Consider the following 23,815-nt stretch of genomic DNA (forward strand, 5'->3'; position numbering starts at 1 on the left):
AGGCCCGGTAGCGGAGGGTGGCCACAAGGGGGTGCTCCGGCATCCCCTTTTTTTATGGCAGTTCCATAGGCTGCGCGCAGGCCAGAAGCTGGAGACTGAGCAAAGCGTGGTCAAATATTTCCTGCTGCTGGGGGGGCATCTGCGCGACCTGCCTGCCAAGCCAGCGGGCGGTTATGGCTGCCTGCCGGGTTACCACCACGCCATCATCCTGCTCCCAGTGCCGCAGAAAAGCCCGGAACGCCTGTTGCACATTGCGTGGCGTGGTGGGGGCCAGAGCAAGCTCGCGCAGCAGAATAACATGCATTCCGCTCACCATGCCCGAGAACTGCTGGCGGGCAAATGCTTTGCGCTGCGGCAGGGCAATACCCTGGGCATTACGCACAATCCGCACCAGACTATCCGCATTGCCCGACAACCACTGATAAACCGAAACCCGGTTATTGGCAGAAGCCAGCTCCCGCAGTTGCCTGCTGGTCCAGCGGGCCGTGCGCTGCATGTGGGAATCGGGGCGGAACGGCAGAACCGTGCGGTACGTCCACCCCGCCACCAGCACAGCCCCCAAAAATGCCAGTGCGGTATTGAGGAACGAAACCTCATCATACCGCCCCTGATTATTCGGCCCCATAAGAACAGGCAGAAACATGTTGAACGAAAACGCATAGCCCGCCGTAGCCGGGTTGCGCGCGGCAAGCCCGCCAATAACCATGGGCACCATAAGCAGCAGTACCAGCAGTTCGGGCGTGCTGAGCGCGGGCAGTACCAGCGTTACGTAAATCCCGGCGACAAGCGCACACCACACAGCCCCCCGAAAGAACGGAGCCGAAGCTACAACCGGGTTTTCCCGCGTGGCCAGCAGGCCGTACACAAGTGCCAGCAACGACATAAACGTTGGCCCTGCGGGCCATGCCGTGACCTCCCACAGCAACCAGCCAACCAGAATACCCGCACAGGCGCGCACACCGTTTTCCACCGCTTCCAGCGTATGCCTGCGCGACCGGATACGAAACCGGAAATGGTCCCCCCGCCGGTGGGTCAGGCAGGCCTGCACGTGCTCGTCAATACTGCGCTCATCCTTGCGGATGGATGTAGGTACCTTGCTGGCAGGCAGTAGCTTAAGGGTCGCCAGCCCTTCTGCCCGGGCCAGCATAACCAGCAGCCCCGCCAGTGCGGCACGGGCATGGTCGGCCATATGGCCATACCCCCCGGCTTCCAGCGCATCGTATTCAATACGACTGCCTGCGGCTGTCAGTTCGCCCAGCAGTGGGCTCTGGTCCAGTTCGGTTGTCGGGTGCCCTTCTACCAGACAGGTCACGCGCTTGCGCACCAGCGCCTGTGCGCTTTCCAGCCGGGTTTTAAGCCGGGCGCGCGCATGGGCCTGCAAGCCGGGCATAAACAGCAGGGCCAGCAGGGCTTCGCACACCACACCCAGCACAATATACGTGCCGCGCGCCATGGCGATGTCAAACACCTGATCAGGCTGCATAATGGCCCCGGTGGCCACAATGGCGGAGGTAAAGCCGGTCAGGACCAAGCCGTAGGCTTTATACCCTTCCAAAAACGTGGCCATGCCACAGCACAGGCCAATCCAGCAGGCCAGCACGCCAAAAAACAGGGCAGGACTTTGCGGAAAAGCGGCAATAAGCCCGACCGCCACACAACAGCCCAGAATTGTACCCGCAATACGCCAGCGCGCCTTGGATAAGCTCTCCCCGCGGGAGGACTGCGCTACCACCCACACGGTCAGCGGTGCCCATTGGGGGCTGTCCAGCTCCATGGCCATGGCAATAACCAGGGACAACCCGGCAGCAAGGGCCGAGCGCACAGCAAAGGCGACATCCCCGTAGGATGGGGCAATAAGCCATTTAAGTTTGCCCGCCCATTGCGTGCTCAAAGCCTGCCACGCAGCCAGCAGCTGCATGCCCCCCCACCGATGGACAACGGGCATGCCTGCGTCTGGGTCCATATTGCTCATGGTGTGTTGTACTCAGCCAGCCGGAAAAACCGCACGATGTTCAGGTCGCCCGCATAAGTCCAAGCGTTTGTTCTGATCACATCATAAGCAGAATTTATGATGAACCCACAATCCGCTAAACGGTATAAATACTGTCCAGTTCCAAAGTGCTGGCAACATGCCACAGACGGGTAAGTAGCGCGGTAGAGTTAGGCTGGTTCAGCCGAAGCACGCCAACATCTGGCGCTGGGGACGGGTCCAGCCTGCACACCTGCAATGGTGGCATAAGGCCCGTACGTTCAGGCAAGGCGGATATGGGCATAATACCCGCAACCTTGCCTGCCATGATTTCCGCGTGCAGCAGTTCCAGCACGTTGGTTTCCAGCATAACCTTCGGCACCACGCCAGCCTGTGCAAAACAGGCATCCACCAGTTGCCTGCTGTGCATGTTGCGGTTGAGCAGCCCCAGCGGCAGGATTGCCGCCTCTGCCCAGCCACACCTGTGCTCCGCCGGCAATGGAATGGAAGGGGCTGCAATAAGCACGTAATGCTCGGCGTACAGGCGCTGGACCTCAAACGGTCCATCCTTGGGCACCTGCTCCAGATACATTAACCCCAGCTGAATACGCTGCTCCCTGAGCTGATGCAGGATTTCCGCATTAGGGTAAACGGTGACCTCAACCCGCAGAGCGGGCACGGCGCTGCGAAAATGCTCCAGCAGCAGAGGCACAACCTGCACCCCCTGCGGCATAACACCAATGGAGACAAACCCGCCCGCCACATCCTGTGCAAAAGCGGCCTCCTGCCGCAGGCTGTCCAGATCCGCCAAGGTCTGGCGGGCCCAGATCAGCACACGCTGGCCTTCCTCCGTCAGCCCGAAAAACCGGCGGTTGCGGTTGATGATGGTAATGCCCAGCTCGTTTTCCAACTGCCTGATTGCAGAGGAAAGTGCGGGCTGGGACACCCCACACGCCTGTGCTGCGCGCGAAAAATGGCGGTGCTGGTCCAGCGCGATCAGGTAACTGAGTTGCCGCAAAAACACCTGTACGCGCGCCCCTTAGCCGATTTCGATCCCGATCTGCTTAATGTCGTGGAACTTGATGTCGGGGTTCTGTTCTTCTGTCCGGCGCATCATAAAGCCCGACGTTGCGAGAAAAACAGGGTCATCATCCAGATCATCCGCCATGGCAGAGCGGTTGGAGGCGGCAAATGCCTCAATTTTATCCCGCGGTCCGGTTATCCAGCGGGCAAGGGAGAATGGTGTGGAATCAAACCCGATGCCCACGCCGTATTCCGCCCGCAGCCGGGCCTGCAACACATCAAGCTGAAGTGTGCCCACCACACCCACAATGGGGGGCGCGCCATCCTGCGGCCTGAAGAGCTGCACGACCCCTTCCTCCGCCAGTTGCACCAGAGCCTGTTTGAGCTTTTTGGCCTTCATGGCGTCATCAAGGCGCACGCGGCGCAGGATTTCAGGGGCAAAATGGGGAACACCGGTAAAGCGGATGTCCTCCCCCTCGGTCAGTGTGTCACCAATACGCAGGGTGCCGTGGTTGGGAATGCCCACAACGTCACCCGCAAAGGCTTCTTCCGCCAGATGCCGGTCCTGCGCAAAAAAGAACTGGGGCGTGTGCACGGCAAAGCTTTTGCCTGTGCGCGTGTGTTTGAGCCGCATACCCCGCGTTAAACGACCGGAGCATATGCGCGCAAAGGCAATGCGGTCACGGTGGTTGGGGTCCATGTTGGCCTGAATTTTGAACACCAGAGCCGTCATGCCCGGCTCATCCGCCGTGACTGTGCGGTTTTCTGCCGCCTGCGCACGGGGGGATGGACCAAAGGCCACAAGCGCGTCCAACAGGTCGGTTACGCCGATTTCCTTGATCGCACTCCCGAAAAACACGGGGGTCAGGTGCCCGGCATCAAACGAGGCACGGTCAAACTCCGGCAGGGCGGCCTCGGCCAGTTCCAGTTCTTCACGCATCTGCACCAGACGGGCATCGTCCTCCGCCAGCGGTGTGAGCGCGTTGAGCTTGCCATTCAGCAGGTCATACGTACCAACAAACGTGGCCGCACGGCCAACCGGCCAGGTGGCGGGGCATGTATCGAGTGCTAGGGAGGAGGCAATTTCGTCCAGCAGGGCAAAGGGGTCCTGTGCCTCGCGGTCCATCTTGTTGATGAAGGTTACAATGGGAATATCGCGCAGGCGGCAGATTTCGAACAGCTTGCGTGTCCGGTCTTCTATCCCCTTGGCGGCGTCAATCACCATAACGGCCGAGTCAACGGCGGTGAGGGTCCGGTACGTATCTTCGGAGAAGTCTTCATGGCCCGGCGTGTCGAGCAGGTTGAACACGCACCCGCCGTAATCAAACGTCATGACCGAGCTGACAACCGAAATACCACGGTCGCGCTCAATGGCCATCCAGTCCGAACGTGTGCGGCGGCGCTCGCCTTTGGCCCGCACGTTCCCCGCCAGCTGAATGGCACCACCCGCGCGCAGAATACGCTCGGTCAGTGTGGTTTTACCGGCGTCGGGGTGCGAGATGATCGCAAACGTACGACGGCGGACAATTTCCTTACCCAGTTCAGGATTGGCGGTATCAGACATAAATCAGTTCCGGGGCTTCTGGCATGAATAAAAACGGCAAACGCCGGATGGAGAGAAAACCCTCCACCCGGCGTCCACAGGTCGAACCGGAGTTCCCGATTAACGGGAGTAGAATTCGACCACCAGGTTCGGTTCCATCTGCACCGGATACGGCACATCGGAAAGCTGCGGGCCACGCAGGAACGTGCCCTTCATCTGGCGATGATCCACTTCCATGTATTCCGGCACGTCACGCTCAGCGGACTGAGTTGCATCCAGAACGATGGCAAGCTGCTTGGACTTTTCACGCACTTCGATCACGTCACCATCCTTAACGATGTAGGACGGGATGTTCAGCTTGCGGCCGTTGACCAGAATGTGGCCATGGCTGATGAACTGACGTGCAGCAAACGGCGTGATCGCGAACTTCATGCGGTAGATCACCGCGTCCAGACGACGTTCGAGCAGGTTGATCAGGTTTTCAGACGTATCGCCCTTACGACGCACGGCTTCCTGATAGTAGCGGCGGAACTGCTTTTCCGTGATGTTGCCGTAGTAGCCCTTGAGCTTCTGCTTGGCCATCAGCTGCACGGAGAAGTCAGAAGGCTTGCCCTTGCGGCGCTGACCGTGCTGACCCGGACCGTATTCACGACGGTTAACGGGGGACTTTGCACGGCCCCACAGGTTTACGCCAAGGCGGCGGTTAATTTTGTACTTGCTCTCAAGGCGCTTGCTCATAGTGCGCTCTTCATCTCTCAACAGGCGGGCTGGGAGAAACAGCCCGTCATTACACCGGTAGTCTCCGTCCACCACGGATCGGAGCGGGCGCACACCGCATTACCAGCAAAAAGACGCTGGCCGGTCTGTCCACATTCCCGGCAATGGTCGCAGGGTTTACGAGAACGTCACCGGCCTGTCAACAAAAGCCATGCGGGTGGGGTGCAGGAAGCGTCTGTAGCCGTTTTTATTTTGTATTAACACGCGGCAACATACTATCAGGACAGCACTACTCTTCACTCTGGGACGCAAGGATATACTCCATGCCATTTGCACACAAATGGGCCCTCTTTGTCGGATTGGGCGTTGCGCTGGTCATACTGGGCTTTGTTGCCTGCCTTGATGCGGTGTCTGTTACCCTCGCCAGCACCATGTTTATCGGTGGCCTGCTTATTTTTGCCGGGATCATGCAGGGCGTGCATGCTCTTGCGGTCAAGGACTGGGGGGGCTTTCTGTTTTCCCTCCTCTGCGGCGGGCTTTATATTATTGCCGGCGCCCTGCTGATCAAGGAGCCTGTCTCCGGCTCCGTGGCCATTACGGTGTTCGCCTCGGTCTGTTTTGTTGTGGTGGGCGTTCTGCGCTCGGTCATGGCGCTCCAGTACCGTGGGCTGCCAGGCTGGGGCATTATTCTGGGCAGCGGGCTGATCAGCCTTGTGGTGGGTATTTGCCTGTACCTTAGCCTGCCCTGGTCCGGCCTGTGGCTGATTGGCACCTTTATTGCCGTTGAACTGATAGCAAGCGGCATTGGCTGGGTGCAGTTCGGGCTTGCTCTGCGCCAGAGCAACCTGCGCTAAAGCGCCTGAGCGCACCCAAAGAGGCGGGCGGCTTACGCCTTGCCTGCCTCTTTATCGTCTGATGCGTCTGCATCGGGCTTTTCCGGCGGCATAAGGGCCAGCACATCCCCCTCGGGGGCAAGCAGGGCTCTGGCCGCCAGACCATCCTCATCCATAGCGGCTATTTTCTGCCTTGGCAGGAGCGATGTCGGGCGCTCCCCTGCCTCGCGCTTGCGCAGAATAGTTTCTATATTCTGCATGACCACCGGGTAGTCATCTACCAGACGGCGGAAACGCGATGCCTTGATCGCCATGAAGTGCCCGAACTGCACGGCCCGCACGTTGCCAACACAACGCCAGCGCTGGAGGGCTTCCTGCGCGCCTAGCAGGTCCCCTGCCCCGTACAGTTCATCCACCCCGGCCACATGCGCCTCCACCAGCCCGGCACTGATAAAATAGACGTAGCGCATCTTCTGCCCCTTGCGGCACAGCAGTTCCTGCGGTGCAACAAAGCGCAGGGATGTGGTGGTTGCCAGATCATGCAGCTCCGCGCCCGGCAGCCCACGGAACACGGCTGCATTTTTAATCCGGTCCTCAATCCCGCTCCGCAGGTCAAAGCTCAGGCGCTTGTTCAGGCGGTGCCTGCGGCGCTCCAGTTCCTTGAGCAGCTCACGGTTCAGTTCATCACTGATCAGAGATTCCGCGAGCAGGGTGTCGTATTCCTCCCCTTCCAGACGCAGGGATATCTGGCGGAAAATACGGTTTTCCAGTGCCTCGGCGTAGCCATGGTAATGCAGGCGCAGGGTTTCGAGCGCCTCATCCAGCAGCTTGCGCTGGCGGGAGAGCACCTCGGCCACAATTTCCCCAATACGGCTGCCCAGCGTGGGTTCGAGTCGTTCACGCATGAAGCGGGTCAGCGAGATGGAAATGAAGTGCGCCACCATCAGCATTTCAAACCGCTCGGCCATGCACAGCATCAGCGGCCGGTCCCAGCGCAGGTAATTATGCACCCACTGCGCCAGATCAAACCGGAAGGAAGGGCTAAGCCGCCGCCGTAGCGCGCGCACATACCCCAGACGCCCTTCCAACCTTGCCCCATCAATTGCCGCTTCGGACGAACGCAGCAACGTTTCCATCACCCGGCGGGACAACCCCTGCATACGGAACAGGTCCAGCAGTAAGGAGCGTTCCTGACTGGCTATGGTGATCAGGGCCAGATTAACGCGCTGGGTATCCGACAAAGCTTGATCGAACACATTGGCGGCCTGCTCCTCCTCCGAGCGGCGCTCGATCTGGTCCAGCACGGGGCGCGTGGCATCCGCGCTAAAGCCGAGTTCGCTCCCCAGTTCCTCCGCCCGCTCACGCACATTCCCCAGACCAATGCCCAGCACCTGATGGCGCATGGCCTCATCAATGGGAGAAAGCTGGTCGAGCTTCAAAAACAGAACAAGCGAGCGCAATGTGGTGCCGTTGACCAGCAGGGTGATCAGCACAAAGCCGGTAGCGATAATACCAATAAAGTGGGCAATGGGCGTTGCCACGTGCTCGTTCTCTGTCACGGCCAGAGCAAGCGCCAGCGTAATGGCCCCACGCAGCCCACCCCAGACCATGGTTACCTTGAACGGTGTTGGTACGGGGGGAGAAAGGCGCGACCACGCCAGAAGCGGCAGCATGCCAAACACCACAGCTGCACGCGCTGTAAGCCCGGCCACACTGGCGATCAGGATCAGCACCCAGTCCCAGCGGGTCATGCCCACCAGCAGGTGCGGCACCAGCATGGACGCCAGCACAAACACCAAGGACCCTGCCCAGAACACCAGTTGCTGCCAGAGCTGGTTAAGGAACAGCCATGTCTGTGGCCGCACGGTGGATGGCCCGTAAACTGAGAGCGTCAACCCCGCAGCCGCAGTAGCCACCACCCCAGACACCCCGAGAAACTCGTCTGAAATAATATAAACAACATAGGGGAGCGCAACGCTGAGCGTAATTTCGGCAGCGGAACTGCCAATGGCCGACATCATGGCCAATGTCAGCCGCCCACACAGCACCCCAACCACCACAGCCCCGGCGAAGGAGACAACGAACGAAACAACCGCCTCCCCCGGATGGATGGCGCGGTGCAGCGTAACCGATGGCAGCAGAATGGAAAAAATGGAAATGGCGGCAGCGTCATTGAGCAGGGCTTCCCCTTCCACCAGCCGGGTCAGGCGGGTGGAGGCCCCGATATCGCGGAAAATCCCGGCCACGGCGGACGGGTCCGTGGTAGCCACAATGGAGCCAAGCAGCAGGCAGACCACAAGCGGCATGCCCGCAAAGGGCATAAGGGCAAAACCAATAAGGGCGGTGGAGAGCGCCACAGCCACAACGGCCAGCAGCAGCACGGTTGCGGCCTCATGCGCCAGACGCCGCACATCAATGGCCAGCGCGCCCTGAAAAACCAGCACGGGCAGAAAAATAAGCAGGAACGACTCACTGCTTATGGGAAAATCCAGCAGGGTTTCGGCTATGCCACTCAGGGCAGAGGCATAGGACGTACGCAGCGCAAAATCTGCCAGCGAACCAATAATAATGCCGACAATAGCCAGCAGAACGGTTTCGGAAAGTTCAAGCTTGCGGGCAATGGGCTGTACCGCACTCACCACAACCAGCAAAAGCGCAATAACAAGCAGTATCGCAGCCAGCCCTGTTACCGCCATACTCATGCCCCTTTTACTGCCAAAACCTGTCTGATTCCTTCCTTGCTAACACAATGATAAGGCAAGGAAATGGCAGACTCTGCTCTTTGGCTCTGCTTTTAACAGGCCCGAGGCAACCATGCCACACCCGCAAGCACAGGTCAGGAACATGCACACAGCGCATGACTATGTATTTTGCGGAACCTACAGGCCCCACAAGGCATGAGTGTAACCCACACCCGGCAAGACTTTTCTGGCACAAGGATTGAGAGTATGCTCCACACCATGAAAACACCCACGCGCTCCAGCACCCGGCTTGCCATGCTTGTGTTGATGCTCACAGGTCTTTCGGCCTGTGCGGAAGACCCCAATGCGCATTACTACCATGCCCGCACCCACAAGGGGCAGGCAGCACCAGACTGGTACAGGCCGCCAGCCACGCCGCAAAACACCTTCAAATACAAAAAAGCGCCAATGCTCTATGAAAAACAGGCCGTTGGCTCCCCACAAGGCATCCAATATGACCGATAATGACAAGACGGAGAAAGTTGTGCGTCTGGGCATTATTGCCGGGGCTATCATGGTTGGCATTATTGTCCTGACCACCATGTATTCCGGCTTTGCCGCCCTTATGACCGGCCAACCCATGCCCGGGCAGCCCGCCCAGACCATGGGCCAGAATGCACCCCGCTAAAAAGTCACCCTCTTTTTACTGTCGGCTTGCAGGGGGGCTGCTGGCAGGGCTGCTGGGCTCCCCCATTCCCCTTGGAATATGCGCGAGCCCTCCGGCACCTCCCCCCGAACTCCCCCTGCCCGAACATGCAGGCGGAACGCTCCGGCTGGTTGCCTCTGCTTCTGGCGGCACACTGGACCCCCAGATCAACTACACTGGCAAATACATAAACCTTTTTGCCAATGTGTATGATGGGCTCACCACTTTTCGTAAGGTCACAGGCCCTGCGGGTAAGGAGGTCGTGCCCGATCTGGCAGAAACCCTACCAGCCCCACAGGATGGCGGGTTGCGTTACACGTTTACGCTGCGCCCCAACATTGCCTTCTCCAACGGCCAGCCTGTGACCACGGCGGATGTTGTTGCCTCCTTCCAGCGCCTTTTCCGTATTGGTTCGCCAACAGCGGGGGCGTTTTATGGCGCTCTTGTCGGAGCGGATGCCTGCCTGCGTACCCCTGCACACTGCACACTTGAACATGGGATAGAAGCCGATGCAGCCACCCGGCGCATAACCTTCCATCTGACCCACCCCGATACCGAGTTCCTGCAAAAACTGGCCTTTACCCACGCCGTTATTCTGCCAGCCAGCACCCCCGACCACGATACGGGCAACACCCCCCTGCCCGGCACCGGCCCCTACCGGCTGGAAGCCTACGACCCCAACAATTTTCTGTATCTTGCCCGCAATCCCGCATTCCATGTCTGGAACCCGCAGGCACAGCCCGCAGGCTACCCGGACCGGATTGAATATACCTTTGGCATTCCCGAAGAGGCCGCCGTAACCGCGGTGGAAAACGGGCAGTATGACTGGATGGCCGATACCATCCCCCTGGACCGGCTGGGCGAACTTGGCAGCCACTTTGCAGGGCGGACGCATGTCATGCGCCACCCCTCGATCTACTTTTTACCCATGAACATGCATGAACCCCCTTTTACGGACATAAGGGTGCGTCAGGCTGTTAATTACGCGCTCAACCGCAAAGCGCTGGTTATTCTGTACGGTGGACCGGGTATTGCCCGCCCGTTATGCGGGCTTGTTCCGTCTGCTCTGGATGTTGCGGGGCAGAACTGCGCCTATACACGCGGGGCATCACCCACCGCACCGGCACAGCAATGGTCCGCGCCAGACATGCAGGTGGCCCGTAATCTGGTCCGCACAAGTGGCACTGCGGGGCAGAAAGTTACGCTGGTTGTGGACAATACCAGCGCGGACATGGCTATGGGTGCCTGGGTGCGTGACATGCTGCAATCCCTTGGTTATCAGGCCATGTTGCGCCCCATAAGCAGCAGCCTGCATCTGCCCTATATCCAGAATACGGATAACCATGTGCAAATCTCGCTCACGAGCTGGTCAGCCGATTACCCCTCGGCCTCCAACTTTGTGGACGCGCTCTTCGGGTGTGAGAATTTTCACCCCCATTCCGATAGCTCGATTAACATACCGGGGTTTTGTGACCCCCATGCCCAGTCTGTCATGGAGCGAGCCAAAACGGATACCAGCCTGAGCACAACCCAGCGCGACCAGCTCTGGATGGAAGCCAACAGGCTGATCATGGAGCAGGCACCCGCCGCCCCCATGATTGAAAAAGACAACGTGGTGCTGACATCCGCCCGTGTTCGGAACTTTTTTTATACCGAGGTCAATCAGATCCTGTTCTCTCAGGTCTGGCTGCATTAACCACCGGGGTAGTTATCCACAGAATCTGTGGATGAAATATAGGACAAGTCTGGAATGAGCGCGGGATAACCCCCGCATATAGCTCACTCCCCGCCAAGCCGCCGCAAAACACGGGCACGGATCTGCTCAGGGAGCGGCACGTAATCAAGCTGCCCGGTTACAGCCTCCCCACCAACCAGCCCCCAGCGGAAAAAGCGCCGTACGGCCTGCCCCTGATTATCGGCGGTGGCCGTGGCCGGGAACAGTACATAGGTGGTGGTAATAATGGGCCAGCTTTGCGCCCCTTCCACATCACTCAGGGCGGCGGTCAGGTCGACCTCATCCCATTGTGCGGACTGGGCTGCCTGCGCAAAGCTTGTGGCGGAGGGGCTTACAAAAAAACCATCATGGTTCTGCATCTGCACAAGAGCCAGATGGTTGCGTGCGGCATAGGCATATTCAAGGTAGCCTATGCTGCCTGCCGTATTCTGCACATACGCGGCAATGCCGTCATTACCACGCGCGCCTGCACCCACCGGCCATGCCACGGATGTGCCCTTGCCCACGCCATTTTTCCACTCGGGGGATACATGGGCTAGATAATCTGTAAAAACATAGGTCGTGCCCGAGCCATCCGCCCGGTGCAAAGGGGCAATAACCTGATCTGGCAGCTTAACTCCGGGGTTAAGGGCGGCAATCCGGGCATCGTTCCACTGGGTTATGGTGCCTGCGTAAATGGCAGCCAGCACAGGCCCGCTCAGGCGCAGGGCACCATCAGCCACACCGGGAACATTGGCCGTTACCACCACACCGCCAATAGCGGTAGGCACCTGCACCAGCCCGCCAGCCACCAGACGCGCATGACCCATTGGGGCATCGGATGCCCCAAAATCCACCGTACCGGCCAGAATCTGGTTCTGCCCGGCCCCCGAACCTATGGTCTGGTAGTTCACCCGCACGTCCACGCCAGAAGGAGCCGCCGCGGACCATGCCTGATACAGCGGCGCGGCAAAGCTGGAGCCTGCCCCTGTAATTTCGTCCGCCCGCGCGGCATACGGCAGGGCAAACCCACCGCATAGCAGCACAGCGGCAAAACCAGCCTTAACCCAACGGCTTACATGGGCGGGGGAATAACATGCCATGACCTGCTCCTTCTGCCGCAGCCTGCCCTTAGCGCAGGACAGCCCCGGTTGCTTTGCTGACAGCAGCCACAATACGCTCGGATACAGCTTCGAGTTCGGCATCTGTCAGGCTTTTCTCGGTAGGCTGGAGTGTTACCTCCACCCCGACCGAGCGTGTGCCTTCCGCCACATGCGGCCCTGTATAAATGTCAAACAGGCTGACATCGGCCACAAGCTGGCGGTCCGCACCACGTACCGCGCGCAACACGCTTTCCACTGGAATGTCCTGCGCAAGCACAAACGCAAAGTCACGCCGCACCGGCTGGAAGGCGGATAGAACAGGCGCGCTTTTCTTCTTCTTTTTGGGCTGAGGCACACCTTCGACAAACACTTCGAAGGCCACAACCGGCACATCAATCCCCGCAGCCTGAAGCACGGAAGGATGCAACTCACCAAAATACGCCAGAACGTTTTTGGGCCCCTGCCGCAGCACACCCGAACGGCCGGGATGGTACCATGCCGGGGCGTCCGCTGTGGTGGTTATGGCATCGGGGTTAACCCCAAACTGCCGCAACACCTCCAGCGCATCCGCCTTGGCGGCCCAGAGCGACACCGCATGCCCGGGCACACCGGGGTAACGTTGCGTGGAACCCGAGCGCACACCCGCTGCCAGCGTCTGCTGTGCGGACTGGGCAAAGGCCGGACCAATCTCAAACAATCCAATATCTCCCCACCCGCGCACGCTGTTGTGCCGGATGGCCGCCACCAGATTAACCAGCGGGGTCGGGCGCATCTGGTCCAGATCAGAGGCAATGGGGTTTAGCAGGCGCAGGCTTTCCGGCGCGCCGCCAAAATGCATGGCCTCCTCGTGCGAGACAAAGGAGAAGCCCACAGTCTCAGTCAGGCCACGGGCGGCCAGAACGCGGCGTGCCAGTGCAAAACGGGCCTGTGCGGGGGTGAGCGATGCGCCGGGCACCACGCTGATGGGGGGCAGCGGCACAGCGGGAACAGCGTCCAGCCCTTTAAGGCGCAGAACCTCTTCCACCAGATCGCTCTCGGCTTCAATGCCTGCAACGCCCTGTGCTGCAAGGGCTGCCACATCGGCGGGCAGGTCCTTACCCTGCGACAGAACAGGGGCCTGTGCCACATCATTCCGCCAGGAAGGTACGCCCAGTTCCACCTGCTCGGCGGTCCGCCCGCGCACTTCAAAGCCCAGCTTTTCCAGCAGGCTTACGCTCTCATCAGCCGGCACGTCCAGCCCGCCAAGGTCGCGCACCCGGTCAAAGCGCAGCGTTGCCGTGCGCTGCCATGCGGGCTGCTCCCCGGCGGAGACAACCTCACTGGCTTCCCCCCCACACAGGTCAATAATCATGCGGGTGGCCGCTTCCAGAGCGGCTATGGGGAGTGCCTGATCCACACCGCGCTCAAAGCGGTAGCTCGAATCAGACGACAGGCCGAGCCTGCGGCTGCTCAGGGCCACACGCACGGGGTCAAACAGAGCACATTCCACAAACACATCCGTTGTGGCTTCAGTAGCGCCTGTGGCTTCCCCGCCCATAATCCCGGCAAGGGACTGCACGCCGTTCTGGTCCGCAATAACGCAGTCTTCCGCCGTTACGGTGCAATCCTGCCCGTCCAGCGTGCGGAAGGTTTCCCCCGCGCCACGGCACAGGGTCAGCCTGCCACCGGCAATTGTGTTCGCATCGAACACATGCAGCGGGCGCCCAAGGTCGAAACAGAAATAGTTGGTAATATCCACCAGTGCGGAAATGGGGCGCAGGCCAATGCTTTCCAGCCGGTTGCGCAGCCATTCCGGGCTTGGCCCGTTCTTGACCCCACGGATGGTCCGCCCCAGCACCCACGGGCAGGCCTCGGGGTAGGTAATGGCCCATTCCACGGGGGAGGCAAACGTACCTTCCACCGTTTCGGCCAGCCACGGGCGCAGCGTGCCAAGCCCGGCAGCAGCCAGATCGCGCGCAATACCGCGCACACCCAGTGCATCGCCCCGGTTGGGGGTTATGGCAATGTCGATCACCACATCATCCAGCCCGGCAAAATCGGGGTAGGACTGGCCGGGCAGCGTGTCGGCTGGCAGTTCGGCAATGCCGCTGGTTTCTTCCCCCAGCCCCAGTTCACGCAGGGAGCAGAGCATGCCGCCGCTGAGTTCGCCCCGGACCTTGCCTGCCTTGATGGTAATATCCAGCCCCGGCACGTAAGCACCCGGCGGCGCAAAGATAACCGCCAGATCCTTGCGGGCATTGGGGGCTCCGCACACCACCTGCACATCCGAAAAGCCGGGACCGGCATCCACCCGGCAAACCTGCAGGCGGTCAGCATTGGGGTGGGGCTGGGCGTCCAGAATGCGCGCGGTCAGGAACGGTTCGAGAGCGGCGCCCTTGTTCTCGACACTTTCCACCTCCAGGCCAATCTGGTTGAGCATGGCGCATATTTCGGCCAGCGTTGCCTGTGTTTCCAGGTGCTCATACAGCCATGACAGCGTGAATTTCATACTCTCACACCCCTTCGTGCAGCAGTGCGGGTGCGAGCGGGTCTGCCCCGTAATGTCGCAGCCAGCGGATATCGCTTTCATAGAACGAGCGCAGGTCGGGGATGCCGTTCTTCAGCATCGCCAGGCGCTCGACCCCCATACCAAAGGCAAAACCCTGCCATACGCGCGGGTCCAGCCCACAATTGGCCAGAACACGGGCATGGACCATGCCTGCGCCCAGCACTTCCAGCCAGTCTTCCCCGGCCCCGATTTCACCCGTTTTGCGCGACCAGCCAATATCCACTTCCAAAGACGGCTCGGTAAACGGGAAGTAGGATGAGCGGAAACGCACCGGCAGGGACGGCTTGCCAAAAAATGCACGCAAAAACTCGATCAGGCAGCCCTTGAGGTGCCCAAGAGTAATGCCCTGCCCCACAACCAGACCTTCGCACTGGTGGAACATGGGGGAATGCGTTGCATCGTGGTCAGCGCGGTAGGTCCGGCCGGGCGCAATAATGCGGATAGGCGGCTTTTGCCCCAGCATGGTGCGGATCTGCACGCCCGAGGTCTGGGTCCGCAGGACGCGGGTTACGTCCAGCCCCGGCGCAGGCGGGAGGTAAAACGTGTCGTGGTCAGTCCGGGCGGGGTGATGGTCGGGCGTGTTCAGGGCCGAAAAGTTGTGCCAGTCAGTCTCGATATCCGGCCCTTCAGCAACCTGAAAACCCATGACACCAAAAATGGCCGTCATTTCCTCGATCGTGCGGCTGATCGGGTGGATGTAGCCTGCGGCCTCTGCTGGCGGGGGTACGGTTACGTCCAGTTTTTCGGCAATCAGGCGGGCCTGCAGGGCAGCGGCTTCCAGCTCCTTGCCGCGGGCTTCTACCGCCTGGGTCAGCTCATCACGCAGGCGGTTCAGGGCAACGCCCCGCGCCTTGCGCTCATCGGGCTGCATTTTCCCCAACGCCTTGAGCAAACCGGTCAGGCGGCCGGATTTGCCCAGAGTGCCAACGCGCACGGCATCCCATGCCCGCAGGTCTGTGGCACCAGCCAGTTCGGACAGGACATCCTGCCGAAGAGTTTCTAGATCGTCGCTCATGGAACCCCGCGCTGAGGAAAAAATACTACCCGGCGGATACAATCTCCCGCCCCGGGAGAAAAGCCCTTAGGCCCAAAAACCATCCGCCAAAAAGCAAAAAGGCCGCCCGGTAAGGGACGGCCTTCTTGTATACCGGATCTGTCAGAACCGGCAATCAGGCTGCCAGAGCGGCCTGTGCCTTCTTGACGATTTCGGCAAAGGTTGCTGCGTCATCAAATGCGATGGCGGCCAGAACCTTGCGGTCAATCTCGATCCCTGCCTTGGCCAGACCGTTAATGAAACGGCTGTAGGTCAGGCCGTGTTCACGCACAGCGGCGTTAATACGCTGGATCCACAGAGCGCGGAATTCACGCTTCTTGTTGCGGCGGTCGCGATATGCGTACTGGAGCGCCTTTTCAACGCGTTCCAGAGCAATGCGGTAGTTGGTGGAAGACCGGCCGCGGTAACCCTTGGACAGTTCCAGAACTTTTTTGTGGCGAGCGAGTGTGGTTACACCGCGTTTAACACGTGCCATATCTTAGATGCTCCTTACAGCCCGTAGGGGGCCCACTGCTTAACCGTACGGCCGTCCTGCGGCTGAAGAACCTGCGTGCCGCGAGCGGAGCGCTTCATCTTCTGGGTACGCTTGATCATGCCGTGACGCTTACCGCACGGGCCGGAGAGCACCTTGCCGGTCGCGGTGATCTTGAACCGCTTCTTGACCGACGATTTGGTCTTCATTTTGGGCATTTCATTACTCCTGAAATACGCTGGACATAACCGCCCTACCCCCGAAGGAATAAAGTGGCTTCTGCACGGCCGGGCATGCCCCACAGGCCCGGACGCGTGCGCGAATGCGCTTCCTTAAAAGAAAGGGGGGCAGCTTTCAAGCCTTTGCTTGCAACAAATCTGCTGCACAAGGAGCAACCGATTCTTCGACCGGTCGGATTCTGTGCAGCGCAAAGCGCCTGTTCCGCATACATATATAGGGTAGGCCCCTCTGTTTGCCCGAGCAAAATGCATGCCGCACATGCAAATTTTCACCTGTCTATATTTTATAGAATATAGATAATAACCAAAAAAGGCCGATTTTTGTAATATTCTTGCGATATAGATAAATCATATACACTTTGTCGTGTAATAACGCGGCTTCTATGCGTTTATCTGTGACAGAAATCCAGATAAGATTGATCTCAATCAACGACAGACCGCAGATGCTGTTCCTCTGGCTGTGTTGGGCAGACTTGATCCATCTGCCCGCCAGACGGGACGTTTACACATAAGGTGGGGATTAGAGTGATCAAACGTCTTTTAGCAGGAGCAGCCGCCATTGGTGCCGTGGGTGGCCTGGGTTTTCTTTATTACGCCTGGTACCCCCCCATAGAACCCGTGGAACCCCCTGACCGCAGCAGTTTTTCTGCCGAGCAGATCGAACGTGGCCGTATTGTTGCCGCCGAAGGATACTGCGCAGAGTGCCATACCCGCACAGACATGGGCGGTGGGCCGGAACTGGCTGGCGATTACAAGATGGAGACCCCTTTTGGTGCCATCTATTCTTCCAATATTACACCAGACCCCGAAACAGGCATAGGCAACTGGTCGGAAGAAGCCTTCCAGCGCACCATGCACCTTGGGGTTTCCCGCAAGGGGGTCCACCTTATTCCGGCCTTCCCGTTTGATCATTTTACCAAAATGACCGAGCAGGATGTCTCCGACCTTTATGCTTATCTGATGACACGCCCTGCCGTGCACATGACGCACCGCACCAACGAGCTGCCCTTCCCGCTCAGCCTGCGTATTCTGCAGGCCGGCTGGAAGCTGCTGTACTTCACTCCCGGCGTGTACAAGCCCGACCCGCGGCATGATGCCTTGTGGAACCGTGGGGCTTACCTGTCTGAAGGTAACGCCCATTGCGGCGCATGCCATACCCCGCGTGACTTCATGGGGGCGGAAAAGAAGAGCGCCCCGTACGACGGCGCAGTGGTGGACAACTGGATTGCCCCCCCACTGAACGAGCATAACCCGACCCCCACCACGTGGACGGAAGACGAGCTGTTCCAGTACCTGCGTTATGGGGTGGCACCGCTCCATGGGCCTGCTGGTGGCCCCATGTCCCCCGTGCCCCACCGCTTCCTCTCCACCGTACCGGAAGAAGATGTACACGCCATCGCGCATTATTTTGCCGATGTGGACCATGCCGCCGAGCGTGAAAAGCACGACAAGGCCGCCCTTGCCCGCGCCATGGAACAGTCCAAGATCGACCTGATCGGCCCGACCGTGGACCCCGATGCCAAGCTTTATCAGGGTGCATGTGCGGCCTGCCATTACAATGCAGCCCCTTCCCCCGTACTGGGCCGCCCCGATCTAGCGCTGAACAACGCGCTTTGGCTGGATGAACCCACCAACCTCTATCAGGTCATCCTGCATGGGCTGACAGCGGAAGAAGGCCAGTCCGGCGTAGCCATGCCCAGCTTCTACAATGCCCTGTCCGATCAGGATATGGCGCGGATTGCCGCTTACCTGCGCCGCACCCGCACCACCCTGCCACCATGGACGGACCTGGAAAAGAAAGCAGCCGCAGTGCGCAAGACCATTACCACCATTCCTGTCAATTCATCGCACTAAGACGGACCACGGAGCACGAGATGGTAAAATTCAAACTCAATGGCCGTGACGTTTCTGTCGATGTGCCGGACGACACCCCCCTGCTGTGGGCGCTGCGTGATGATCTGGACCTGACAGGCACAAAGTTTGGCTGTGGCGTGGGCCAGTGTGGTGCCTGCACCGTTCTGGTTGGTGGCCGGGCAACCCGTTCCTGCATTACTCCGCTCAGTTCGCTGGAAGGGGCCGATGTTACCACCATTGAAGGGCTGGACCCCAATGGCAAACATGCCGTGCAGGAAGCCTGGAAGGACATTCAGGTTCCGCAGTGCGGGTACTGCCAGTCTGGCCAGATCATGCAGGCCGTTAGCCTGTTAAAGGACTACCCGGACCCCACGGATGAGGAAATTGATGGTGTTATGGGCGGCAGCCTGTGCCGCTGCATGACCTATGTCCGTATTCGCAAAGCCATTAAAAAAGCAGCTGCCGCCCTGCGCAAGGAGGAGGCATCCAATGGGTAAGCTCGAACGTATTGCCGCACAGCAGGACCGGGCTGCGGGCCGTGGGCCTTCGCGCCGCAGTTTTCTGCTCACCGCAGCGGGCTCTGCCTTTCTGTTCGGGTTTGCCCGTCAGGGCAAGGCAGCGCAGGTTTACCCGCAGGGCGCACCGGAAGCCCTGAAGGAAGCCGCCGCCTTTGAACCCACGATCTGGTGCTCCATTGCCCCCGATGGCTGGGTGAACGTGAACATCATCCGTGCGGAAATGGGCCAGCATATTGGCACGGCCCTTGCCCGCATTATTGCGGATGAAATGGAAGCCGACTGGAACAAGGTCCGCATTACCTATGTGGATACAGACCCCAAATGGGGCCTTATGGTAACAGGTGGCTCCTGGTCCGTGTGGATGACGTGGGACCAGTTCCGTCAGGCCGGGGCTGCTGCACGCACGGTCATGGTGGAACAGGGTGCTAAACTGCTGGGGGTTTCCCCCGCTGCCTGTATTGCCCGCAACGGGCAGGTTATTGCTGGCGGCCGGTCGATCAGCTACGGCGATATTGTCAGCCGTGCGCACCCGACCAAAACCTACACGCCAGAAGAAATGGCCAAGCTGCCGCTCAAGCCTGCATCCGAGCACCGGCTGATTGGCAAGGATGTCAAGGCGCTGGATATTCCATCCAAAACCAACGGCACCGCCATTTACGGCATAGACGCCAAGCTTGAGGGCATGGTGTACGCCCGCCCCAAACTGCCGCCCACACGCTATGGCTCCAAAGTTGTCTCGGTGGATGACAGCGAGGCCAAAAAGGTCAAGGGGTACATCCGCTACATTGTGCTCGAAGACCCGTCCGATACCGTACCGGGCTGGGTTGCGGTTCTGGCCTCCTCCTACCCTGCGGCCATCCGCGCAACGGATGCGCTCAAGGTTGTCTGGACCCCGGGCAAGACCGCCAACGTAACCGAGCAGGATATTCTGGACTACGGCCGTAAGCAGATTGCAAACAAAGCCGGTGGTTCGTGCGTGTTCAACGACCCCGGCGTGGACGAAACATTCGCCAAGGCCGCCAAGGTGGTGGAGCAGACCTATACCTGCTCCTCCGTACTGCATTACCAGCTTGAACCCATGAACGCGCTGGCCCGCCAGCACGAAGGCAAGTGGGAAGTGCATTGCGGCAACCAGTGGCAGACCCTGTTCCTGCCCGTTATTGCCAAAGCGCTCCAGGTGCCTGAATCCGAAGTGGTCATGCGCAGCTACCTGCTGGGTGGGGGCTTTGGCCGCCGCCTGAACGGGGACTACGCAGTGCCTGCGGCCCTTATTTCCAAGGCCATCGGGGGCAAGCCGGTCAAGCTGATCTTTACCCGCTCGGATGACGTGCTGTTTGACTCCATCCGCTCCCCCTCCGTGCAGACGGTCCGCGCGGCACTGGGGCAGGACGGCGCAATTACTGCGTGGCAGCACCATGCCTCTGCTGGCTGGCCAACCCGTGTTATGGCCAGCGCGTTCATGGAAAAAGGCGCGGACGGCAAACCCTATGACCAGTTTGCCATTGCAGGTGCCGACCACTGGTACGATGTCGGCCCCATGCTGGTGCGCGCGCTGGACAATGAACTGGCAAGCGAAACCTTCCGCCCCGGCTGGCTGCGTTCGGTCAGTTCCGGCTGGACCCCATGGGCGCATGAGAGCTTTTTGGACGAAATTGCCTATGCCCGTAAGCTGGACCCGGTGGACTACCGCCTGAGCCTGCTGGACAGCAAAGGCCGCAATGCAGGCAGCGCCCCCAACTCCGTGGGTGGGGCCAGCCGTCAGGCCAATGTGCTCAGGCATCTGGTAGAAAAATGTGGCTATGGCAAGGTTTCCCTGCCTGCGGATACAGCCATTGGCATTGCCACCACCTTTGGGCAGGAACGCGCCATGCCAACATGGACGGCTGGTGCCGTGCAGGTGCATGTTGACCGCAAGACAGGCGTTGTAACCTGCCAGAAAATCTGGCTGGTTCTGGATGCTGGCACAATTATCGACCCCGACGGGGCCGCTGCCCAGACCGAGGGCGGTGCCCTGTGGGGGCTGAGCATGGCCCTGTTTGAAGGGACGGAAATTGTGGACGGCAACGTGCGCGACCGTAACCTGAACACCTACACCCCCCTGCGCATTGCGGATGTGCCGGAAATGGATGTTGAGTTCCTGCCCAGCACGGAAAAACCCATGGGTCTGGGTGAGCCGGGCGTTACAACCATTGCACCTGCCGTGGGCAACGCCATTTTCAATGCAGTAGGTGTGCGCCTGCGCCACCTGCCCATCCGCCCGGCGGATGTGCTGAAAGCGCTGAAGGAAAAAGGGAACGCCTGAAGGCACCGGGCTTTCCACACTAAAAAAAGCCGGCCCTCCACATGGGGGCCGGCTTTTTTGTGCCTGAGCACCTACATTCCATTCCCCCTTACCAAACAGCCTGTAACAGACAGGTTCAGGGGGCAGACCAGCCGGGTCTGATCAGGCAGATACGGCAGCAGCCGAGCGCATGGCGCGGGCCATGGCTTCAACCCCGTTACCGCGATTGGTGGACAAAGCCTGTACCAACCCCAGATCACGCAGGAAGCCGGGGGCCGTTGCCTGAATTTCCTCCCGCGTGCGACCGGAATACACACGCAGCAGAAGTGCCACCAACCCGCTGACAATGGCGGCATCGGACAGGCCCGCAAAGTAGAGCCTGCCATCAGCTTCCTTTGCCTCCAGCCAGACCTGACTCTGGCAACCGGGCACGCGGTGCGCATCATTGCACCATTCTGGAGGGAATGGCGGCAGCTTGCGCCCCATTTCTATGATGTACTGGTAGCGTTCCATCCAGTCATCAAACACGTCCAGTTCGTCGCCAATGGCTTCGATGGCTTCTGCCGCAGTATCTTCCTGCGGGGTTACAAAAGGTGCTTCCATTACAAAATAAACCTGCTCAGATCGCCCTTGCGGGCCAGTGGGGCCACCTTGTCCCGCACCATGGCGCCATCCACAACAACATTTTCGCCCCCACGCTCGGGTGCGGTGAAGGAAATATCTTCCAGCAGTTTTTCCAGCACTGTTGCAAGCCTGCGCGCGCCTATATTTTCCACCCGTTCGTTAATGTCCGCAGCCAGTTCGGCCAGCGCATCCACGGCATCATCGGCAAAGGTCAGGTTTACACCTTCGGTTTTCATCAAGGCGGTATACTGTTTGAGCAGGGAGTGTTCCGGGTCGGTGAGAATACGCCGCAGATCATCGCGTGAGAGAGGTTGCAGCTCCACACGAATAGGCAGACGCCCCTGCAATTCCGGCAGCAGGTCGGACGGTTTGGCCAGATGGAACGCACCAGAAGCAATAAACAGGATATGGTCGGTTTTGACCGGCCCGTGCTTGGTGGAAACGGTCGTGCCTTCAATAAGGGGCAGAAGGTCGCGCTGCACCCCCTCGCGCGAGACATCGCCCCCCTTTACTCCGCTCTCGGATGAGCGGGCACAGACCTTGTCGATCTCATCCAGAAAGACAATGCCGTTGTTCTGCACATGGGCCACGGCCTCACGCGTTAAGCTCTCGCTATCCAGCAGACGCTCGACTTCCTCCCGCTGCAACTGTTTGCGGGCATCGGAAATCCGGAGTTTTTTCTGCTTGGGGGCGCGGTTCATAAACCCTTTCATCATATCGCCAATGTTGATCACGCTCCCCGGCATCATGCCCGGCATATCTGCCGGGCCTGTGGGGGCGGGATCGGTTATGGCGATGTCAATTTCCTTATCCTCAAGCTGACCGCTGCGCAGCATGGTGCGGAACTTGCTTTTGGTATCGGCCGAGGAGCCCTCCCCTGCCAGTACGTTGACAATCCGCTCATCCGCCGCCTGAGCTGCCTGCTCTTCCACATCCTTGCGACGCATGTCCTTGAGCATGACAATGGCAGCATCCACCAGATCGCGCACAATGCTATCCACGTCCCGGCCAACATAGCCGACCTCGGTAAACTTTGTGGCTTCCACCTTAAGGAAGGGTGCCTGCGCCAGTTTGGCCAGCCTGCGGGCAATTTCGGTTTTGCCGCAGCCGGTCGGGCCGATCATGAGGATGTTCTTGGGAACAACCTCCTCCCGCATGGCTTCTGGCAGTTGCGCCCTGCGCCAGCGGTTGCGCATGGCAATGGCAACCGCACGTTTGGCATCGCCCTGCCCTACAATGTAGCGGTCAAGTTCGGCAACAATATCACGCGGGGAAAGATGGGGGGCTTGCATCAGGCTTTGTCTCCCGCCGTTTTGGCATCCAGCGTTTCTATCCGCACGGAGTGGTTGGTATAGACGCAGATATCGCCTGCAATTTTCATGGCGCGGGTTACAATTTCCTCCGCCCCAAGCCCTTCTACCGTCAGCAGTGCCCGCGCTGCCGAAAGGGCGTAGTTCCCGCCCGAACCAATGGCAATAATACCGTCCTCGGGCTCCAGCACATCCCCATTGCCGGTCAGGGTAAAGGAGTGCTCCGCATCGGCCACGGCCATCATGGCCTCCAGCCTGCGCAGGTAGCGGTCCGTGCGCCAGTCCTTTGCCAGTTCCACACAGGCGCGCTCCAGCTGGTTTGGGTAGCGCTCCAGCTTGGCTTCCAACCGCTCCAGCAGGGTAAAGGCATCTGCCGTAGCACCGGCAAACCCAGCCAGAATGGTGCCGGAAGGGCCAATGCGCCGGACCTTGCGGGCGTTGCCCTTGATCACGGTGCTGCCCAGTGTCACCTGGCCATCCCCCGCCATGGCAACCTGCGCGCCACGGCGCACACAAAGAATGGTGGTCCCGTGCCAGCCGACGGGATCATGCGAAGACGAAGCAGAATGAAAACTATCCATAACACCAAGAAATAGGCGTTCTGGCGCAGGACACAAGGGGGTGGG

At 59.8% G+C, this 23,815-nt stretch carries 20 protein-coding genes; 7 read left to right on the forward strand and 13 right to left on the reverse strand.

The genetic code is table 11. The features are described 5' to 3' along the window. Positions 1-52: 52 nt before the first annotated feature. From ACSYTG_RS07885 to rpsD, 4 genes are all read right to left on the reverse strand, one after another. Entirely contained in the window at positions 53-1,972 is a 1,920-nt protein-coding gene (locus ACSYTG_RS07885; protein WP_489782876.1) for an FUSC family protein, read from the reverse strand. 115 nt (positions 1,973-2,087) lie between these two features. Next, on the reverse strand, positions 2,088-2,993 hold the full coding sequence (locus ACSYTG_RS07890) for a LysR family transcriptional regulator (RefSeq protein WP_086645831.1): 906 nt from the start codon (positions 2,991-2,993) through the stop codon (positions 2,088-2,090). 15 nt (positions 2,994-3,008) lie between these two features. Then, the gene (locus ACSYTG_RS07895; RefSeq protein WP_489782877.1) at positions 3,009-4,556 is read right to left on the reverse strand and encodes a peptide chain release factor 3; all 1,548 of its coding nucleotides are present in this window, start codon (positions 4,554-4,556) and stop codon (positions 3,009-3,011) included. Positions 4,557-4,655: 99 nt separating this feature from the next. Then, positions 4,656-5,273 carry a 30S ribosomal protein S4 gene (gene rpsD, locus ACSYTG_RS07900; RefSeq protein WP_025824941.1) on the reverse strand — a complete coding sequence of 206 codons (618 nt, stop codon included), beginning with the start codon at positions 5,271-5,273 and terminating at the stop codon, positions 4,656-4,658. 302 nt (positions 5,274-5,575) lie between these two features. Here rpsD and ACSYTG_RS07905 point away from each other — a divergent pair, with 302 nt between their 5' ends. Next, positions 5,576-6,106: an HdeD family acid-resistance protein gene (locus ACSYTG_RS07905; protein ID WP_086647205.1), complete on the forward strand. Its 531-nt coding sequence runs from the start codon at positions 5,576-5,578 to the stop codon at positions 6,104-6,106. A 32-nt stretch (positions 6,107-6,138) separates the two neighbouring features. Here ACSYTG_RS07905 and ACSYTG_RS07910 read toward each other — a convergent pair whose 3' ends face one another. Next, a complete protein-coding gene (locus tag ACSYTG_RS07910; protein ID WP_095349160.1) occupies positions 6,139-8,781 on the reverse strand; it encodes a cation:proton antiporter in 2,643 nt (880 codons plus the stop codon). A 252-nt stretch (positions 8,782-9,033) separates the two neighbouring features. Here ACSYTG_RS07910 and ACSYTG_RS07915 point away from each other — a divergent pair, with 252 nt between their 5' ends. Genes ACSYTG_RS07915 through ACSYTG_RS07925 form a run of 3 tightly spaced genes read left to right on the forward strand, consistent with a single transcriptional unit; the run spans position 9,034 to position 11,168 of the window. Continuing rightward, positions 9,034-9,291 carry a hypothetical protein gene (locus tag ACSYTG_RS07915; protein WP_354856329.1) on the forward strand — a complete coding sequence of 86 codons (258 nt, stop codon included), beginning with the start codon at positions 9,034-9,036 and terminating at the stop codon, positions 9,289-9,291. Next, complete coding sequence (locus ACSYTG_RS07920; protein ID WP_158093064.1) at positions 9,281-9,454, forward strand: hypothetical protein; 174 nt, start codon at positions 9,281-9,283, stop codon at positions 9,452-9,454. Before ACSYTG_RS07915 ends, ACSYTG_RS07920 begins: the two co-directional genes overlap by 11 nt. After that, positions 9,441-11,168, forward strand: a complete 1,728-nt coding sequence (locus ACSYTG_RS07925; RefSeq protein ID WP_489782878.1) for an ABC transporter substrate-binding protein — start codon at positions 9,441-9,443, stop codon at positions 11,166-11,168. Before ACSYTG_RS07920 ends, ACSYTG_RS07925 begins: the two co-directional genes overlap by 14 nt. 83 nt (positions 11,169-11,251) lie before the next feature. Here ACSYTG_RS07925 and pstS read toward each other — a convergent pair whose 3' ends face one another. The 5 genes from pstS to rpmI all read right to left on the reverse strand — a co-directional run bounded on the left by pstS (position 11,252) and on the right by rpmI (position 16,581). Next, entirely contained in the window at positions 11,252-12,289 is a 1,038-nt protein-coding gene (pstS, locus tag ACSYTG_RS07930) for a phosphate ABC transporter substrate-binding protein PstS (protein ID WP_489782879.1), read from the reverse strand. A gap of 28 nt (positions 12,290-12,317) precedes the next feature. Then, a complete protein-coding gene (gene pheT, locus ACSYTG_RS07935) occupies positions 12,318-14,777 on the reverse strand; it encodes a phenylalanine--tRNA ligase subunit beta (RefSeq protein ID WP_278741407.1) in 2,460 nt (819 codons plus the stop codon). A 4-nt stretch (positions 14,778-14,781) separates the two neighbouring features. Then, a complete protein-coding gene (gene pheS / locus ACSYTG_RS07940) occupies positions 14,782-15,852 on the reverse strand; it encodes a phenylalanine--tRNA ligase subunit alpha (RefSeq protein WP_086647200.1) in 1,071 nt (356 codons plus the stop codon). Positions 15,853-16,006: 154 nt separating this feature from the next. Next, positions 16,007-16,366 (reverse strand): 50S ribosomal protein L20, encoded by a 360-nt coding sequence (gene rplT, locus ACSYTG_RS07945; protein ID WP_025824929.1) that lies wholly within the window; start codon positions 16,364-16,366, stop codon positions 16,007-16,009. 14 nt (positions 16,367-16,380) lie between these two features. Beyond that, entirely contained in the window at positions 16,381-16,581 is a 201-nt protein-coding gene (gene rpmI, locus ACSYTG_RS07950) for a 50S ribosomal protein L35 (RefSeq protein WP_048853984.1), read from the reverse strand. 546 nt (positions 16,582-17,127) lie between these two features. Here rpmI and ACSYTG_RS07955 point away from each other — a divergent pair. Genes ACSYTG_RS07955 through ACSYTG_RS07965 form a run of 3 tightly spaced genes read left to right on the forward strand, consistent with a single transcriptional unit; the run spans position 17,128 to position 21,276 of the window. After that, entirely contained in the window at positions 17,128-18,456 is a 1,329-nt protein-coding gene (locus tag ACSYTG_RS07955) for a c-type cytochrome (protein WP_095348937.1), read from the forward strand. 20 nt (positions 18,457-18,476) lie between these two features. After that, positions 18,477-18,953: a (2Fe-2S)-binding protein gene (locus ACSYTG_RS07960; RefSeq protein WP_048853986.1), complete on the forward strand. Its 477-nt coding sequence runs from the start codon at positions 18,477-18,479 to the stop codon at positions 18,951-18,953. Beyond that, the gene (locus ACSYTG_RS07965; protein WP_095348938.1) at positions 18,946-21,276 is read left to right on the forward strand and encodes a xanthine dehydrogenase family protein molybdopterin-binding subunit; all 2,331 of its coding nucleotides are present in this window, start codon (positions 18,946-18,948) and stop codon (positions 21,274-21,276) included. Before ACSYTG_RS07960 ends, ACSYTG_RS07965 begins: the two co-directional genes overlap by 8 nt. Positions 21,277-21,417: 141 nt before the next feature. Here the strand turns inward: ACSYTG_RS07965 and ACSYTG_RS07970 are convergent, their stop codons facing one another. From ACSYTG_RS07970 to hslV, 3 genes are read right to left on the reverse strand one after another with little or no spacing between them, the layout of a single operon-like run. Continuing rightward, the gene (locus ACSYTG_RS07970) at positions 21,418-21,858 is read right to left on the reverse strand and encodes a SufE family protein (RefSeq protein ID WP_489782880.1); all 441 of its coding nucleotides are present in this window, start codon (positions 21,856-21,858) and stop codon (positions 21,418-21,420) included. Then, positions 21,858-23,171: an ATP-dependent protease ATPase subunit HslU gene (hslU, locus tag ACSYTG_RS07975; protein ID WP_086647196.1), complete on the reverse strand. Its 1,314-nt coding sequence runs from the start codon at positions 23,169-23,171 to the stop codon at positions 21,858-21,860. The genes ACSYTG_RS07970 and hslU overlap by 1 nt, the downstream gene beginning before the upstream one ends. Then, the gene (gene hslV / locus ACSYTG_RS07980) at positions 23,171-23,770 is read right to left on the reverse strand and encodes an ATP-dependent protease subunit HslV (protein WP_086647195.1); all 600 of its coding nucleotides are present in this window, start codon (positions 23,768-23,770) and stop codon (positions 23,171-23,173) included. The genes hslU and hslV overlap by 1 nt, the downstream gene beginning before the upstream one ends. Positions 23,771-23,815: the final 45 nt, after the last annotated feature.

The sequence above is a fragment of the Acetobacter sp. ESL1128 genome, from assembly GCF_058505085.1.

Excerpts from the sequence above, each read along its gene's own strand:
- ACSYTG_RS07885 (WP_489782876.1), bottom strand. The coding sequence starts at position 1,972 with ATGAGCAATATGGACCCAGACGCAGGCATGCCCGTTGTCCATCGGTGG.
- ACSYTG_RS07895 (WP_489782877.1), bottom strand. The coding sequence starts at position 4,556 with ATGTCTGATACCGCCAATCCTGAACTGGGTAAGGAAATTGTCCGCCGT.
- rpsD (WP_025824941.1), bottom strand. The coding sequence starts at position 5,273 with ATGAGCAAGCGCCTTGAGAGCAAGTACAAAATTAACCGCCGCCTTGGC.
- ACSYTG_RS07905 (WP_086647205.1), top strand. The coding sequence starts at position 5,576 with ATGCCATTTGCACACAAATGGGCCCTCTTTGTCGGATTGGGCGTTGCG.
- ACSYTG_RS07910 (WP_095349160.1), bottom strand. The coding sequence starts at position 8,781 with ATGGCGGTAACAGGGCTGGCTGCGATACTGCTTGTTATTGCGCTTTTG.
- ACSYTG_RS07915 (WP_354856329.1), top strand. The coding sequence starts at position 9,034 with ATGCTCCACACCATGAAAACACCCACGCGCTCCAGCACCCGGCTTGCC.
- ACSYTG_RS07920 (WP_158093064.1), top strand. The coding sequence starts at position 9,281 with ATGACCGATAATGACAAGACGGAGAAAGTTGTGCGTCTGGGCATTATT.
- ACSYTG_RS07925 (WP_489782878.1), top strand. The coding sequence starts at position 9,441 with ATGCACCCCGCTAAAAAGTCACCCTCTTTTTACTGTCGGCTTGCAGGG.
- pstS (WP_489782879.1), bottom strand. The coding sequence starts at position 12,289 with ATGGCATGTTATTCCCCCGCCCATGTAAGCCGTTGGGTTAAGGCTGGT.
- pheT (WP_278741407.1), bottom strand. The coding sequence starts at position 14,777 with ATGAAATTCACGCTGTCATGGCTGTATGAGCACCTGGAAACACAGGCA.
- pheS (WP_086647200.1), bottom strand. The coding sequence starts at position 15,852 with ATGAGCGACGATCTAGAAACTCTTCGGCAGGATGTCCTGTCCGAACTG.
- rplT (WP_025824929.1), bottom strand. The coding sequence starts at position 16,366 with ATGGCACGTGTTAAACGCGGTGTAACCACACTCGCTCGCCACAAAAAA.
- rpmI (WP_048853984.1), bottom strand. The coding sequence starts at position 16,581 with ATGCCCAAAATGAAGACCAAATCGTCGGTCAAGAAGCGGTTCAAGATC.
- ACSYTG_RS07960 (WP_048853986.1), top strand. The coding sequence starts at position 18,477 with ATGGTAAAATTCAAACTCAATGGCCGTGACGTTTCTGTCGATGTGCCG.
- ACSYTG_RS07965 (WP_095348938.1), top strand. The coding sequence starts at position 18,946 with ATGGGTAAGCTCGAACGTATTGCCGCACAGCAGGACCGGGCTGCGGGC.
- ACSYTG_RS07970 (WP_489782880.1), bottom strand. The coding sequence starts at position 21,858 with ATGGAAGCACCTTTTGTAACCCCGCAGGAAGATACTGCGGCAGAAGCC.
- hslU (WP_086647196.1), bottom strand. The coding sequence starts at position 23,171 with ATGCAAGCCCCCCATCTTTCCCCGCGTGATATTGTTGCCGAACTTGAC.
- hslV (WP_086647195.1), bottom strand. The coding sequence starts at position 23,770 with ATGGATAGTTTTCATTCTGCTTCGTCTTCGCATGATCCCGTCGGCTGG.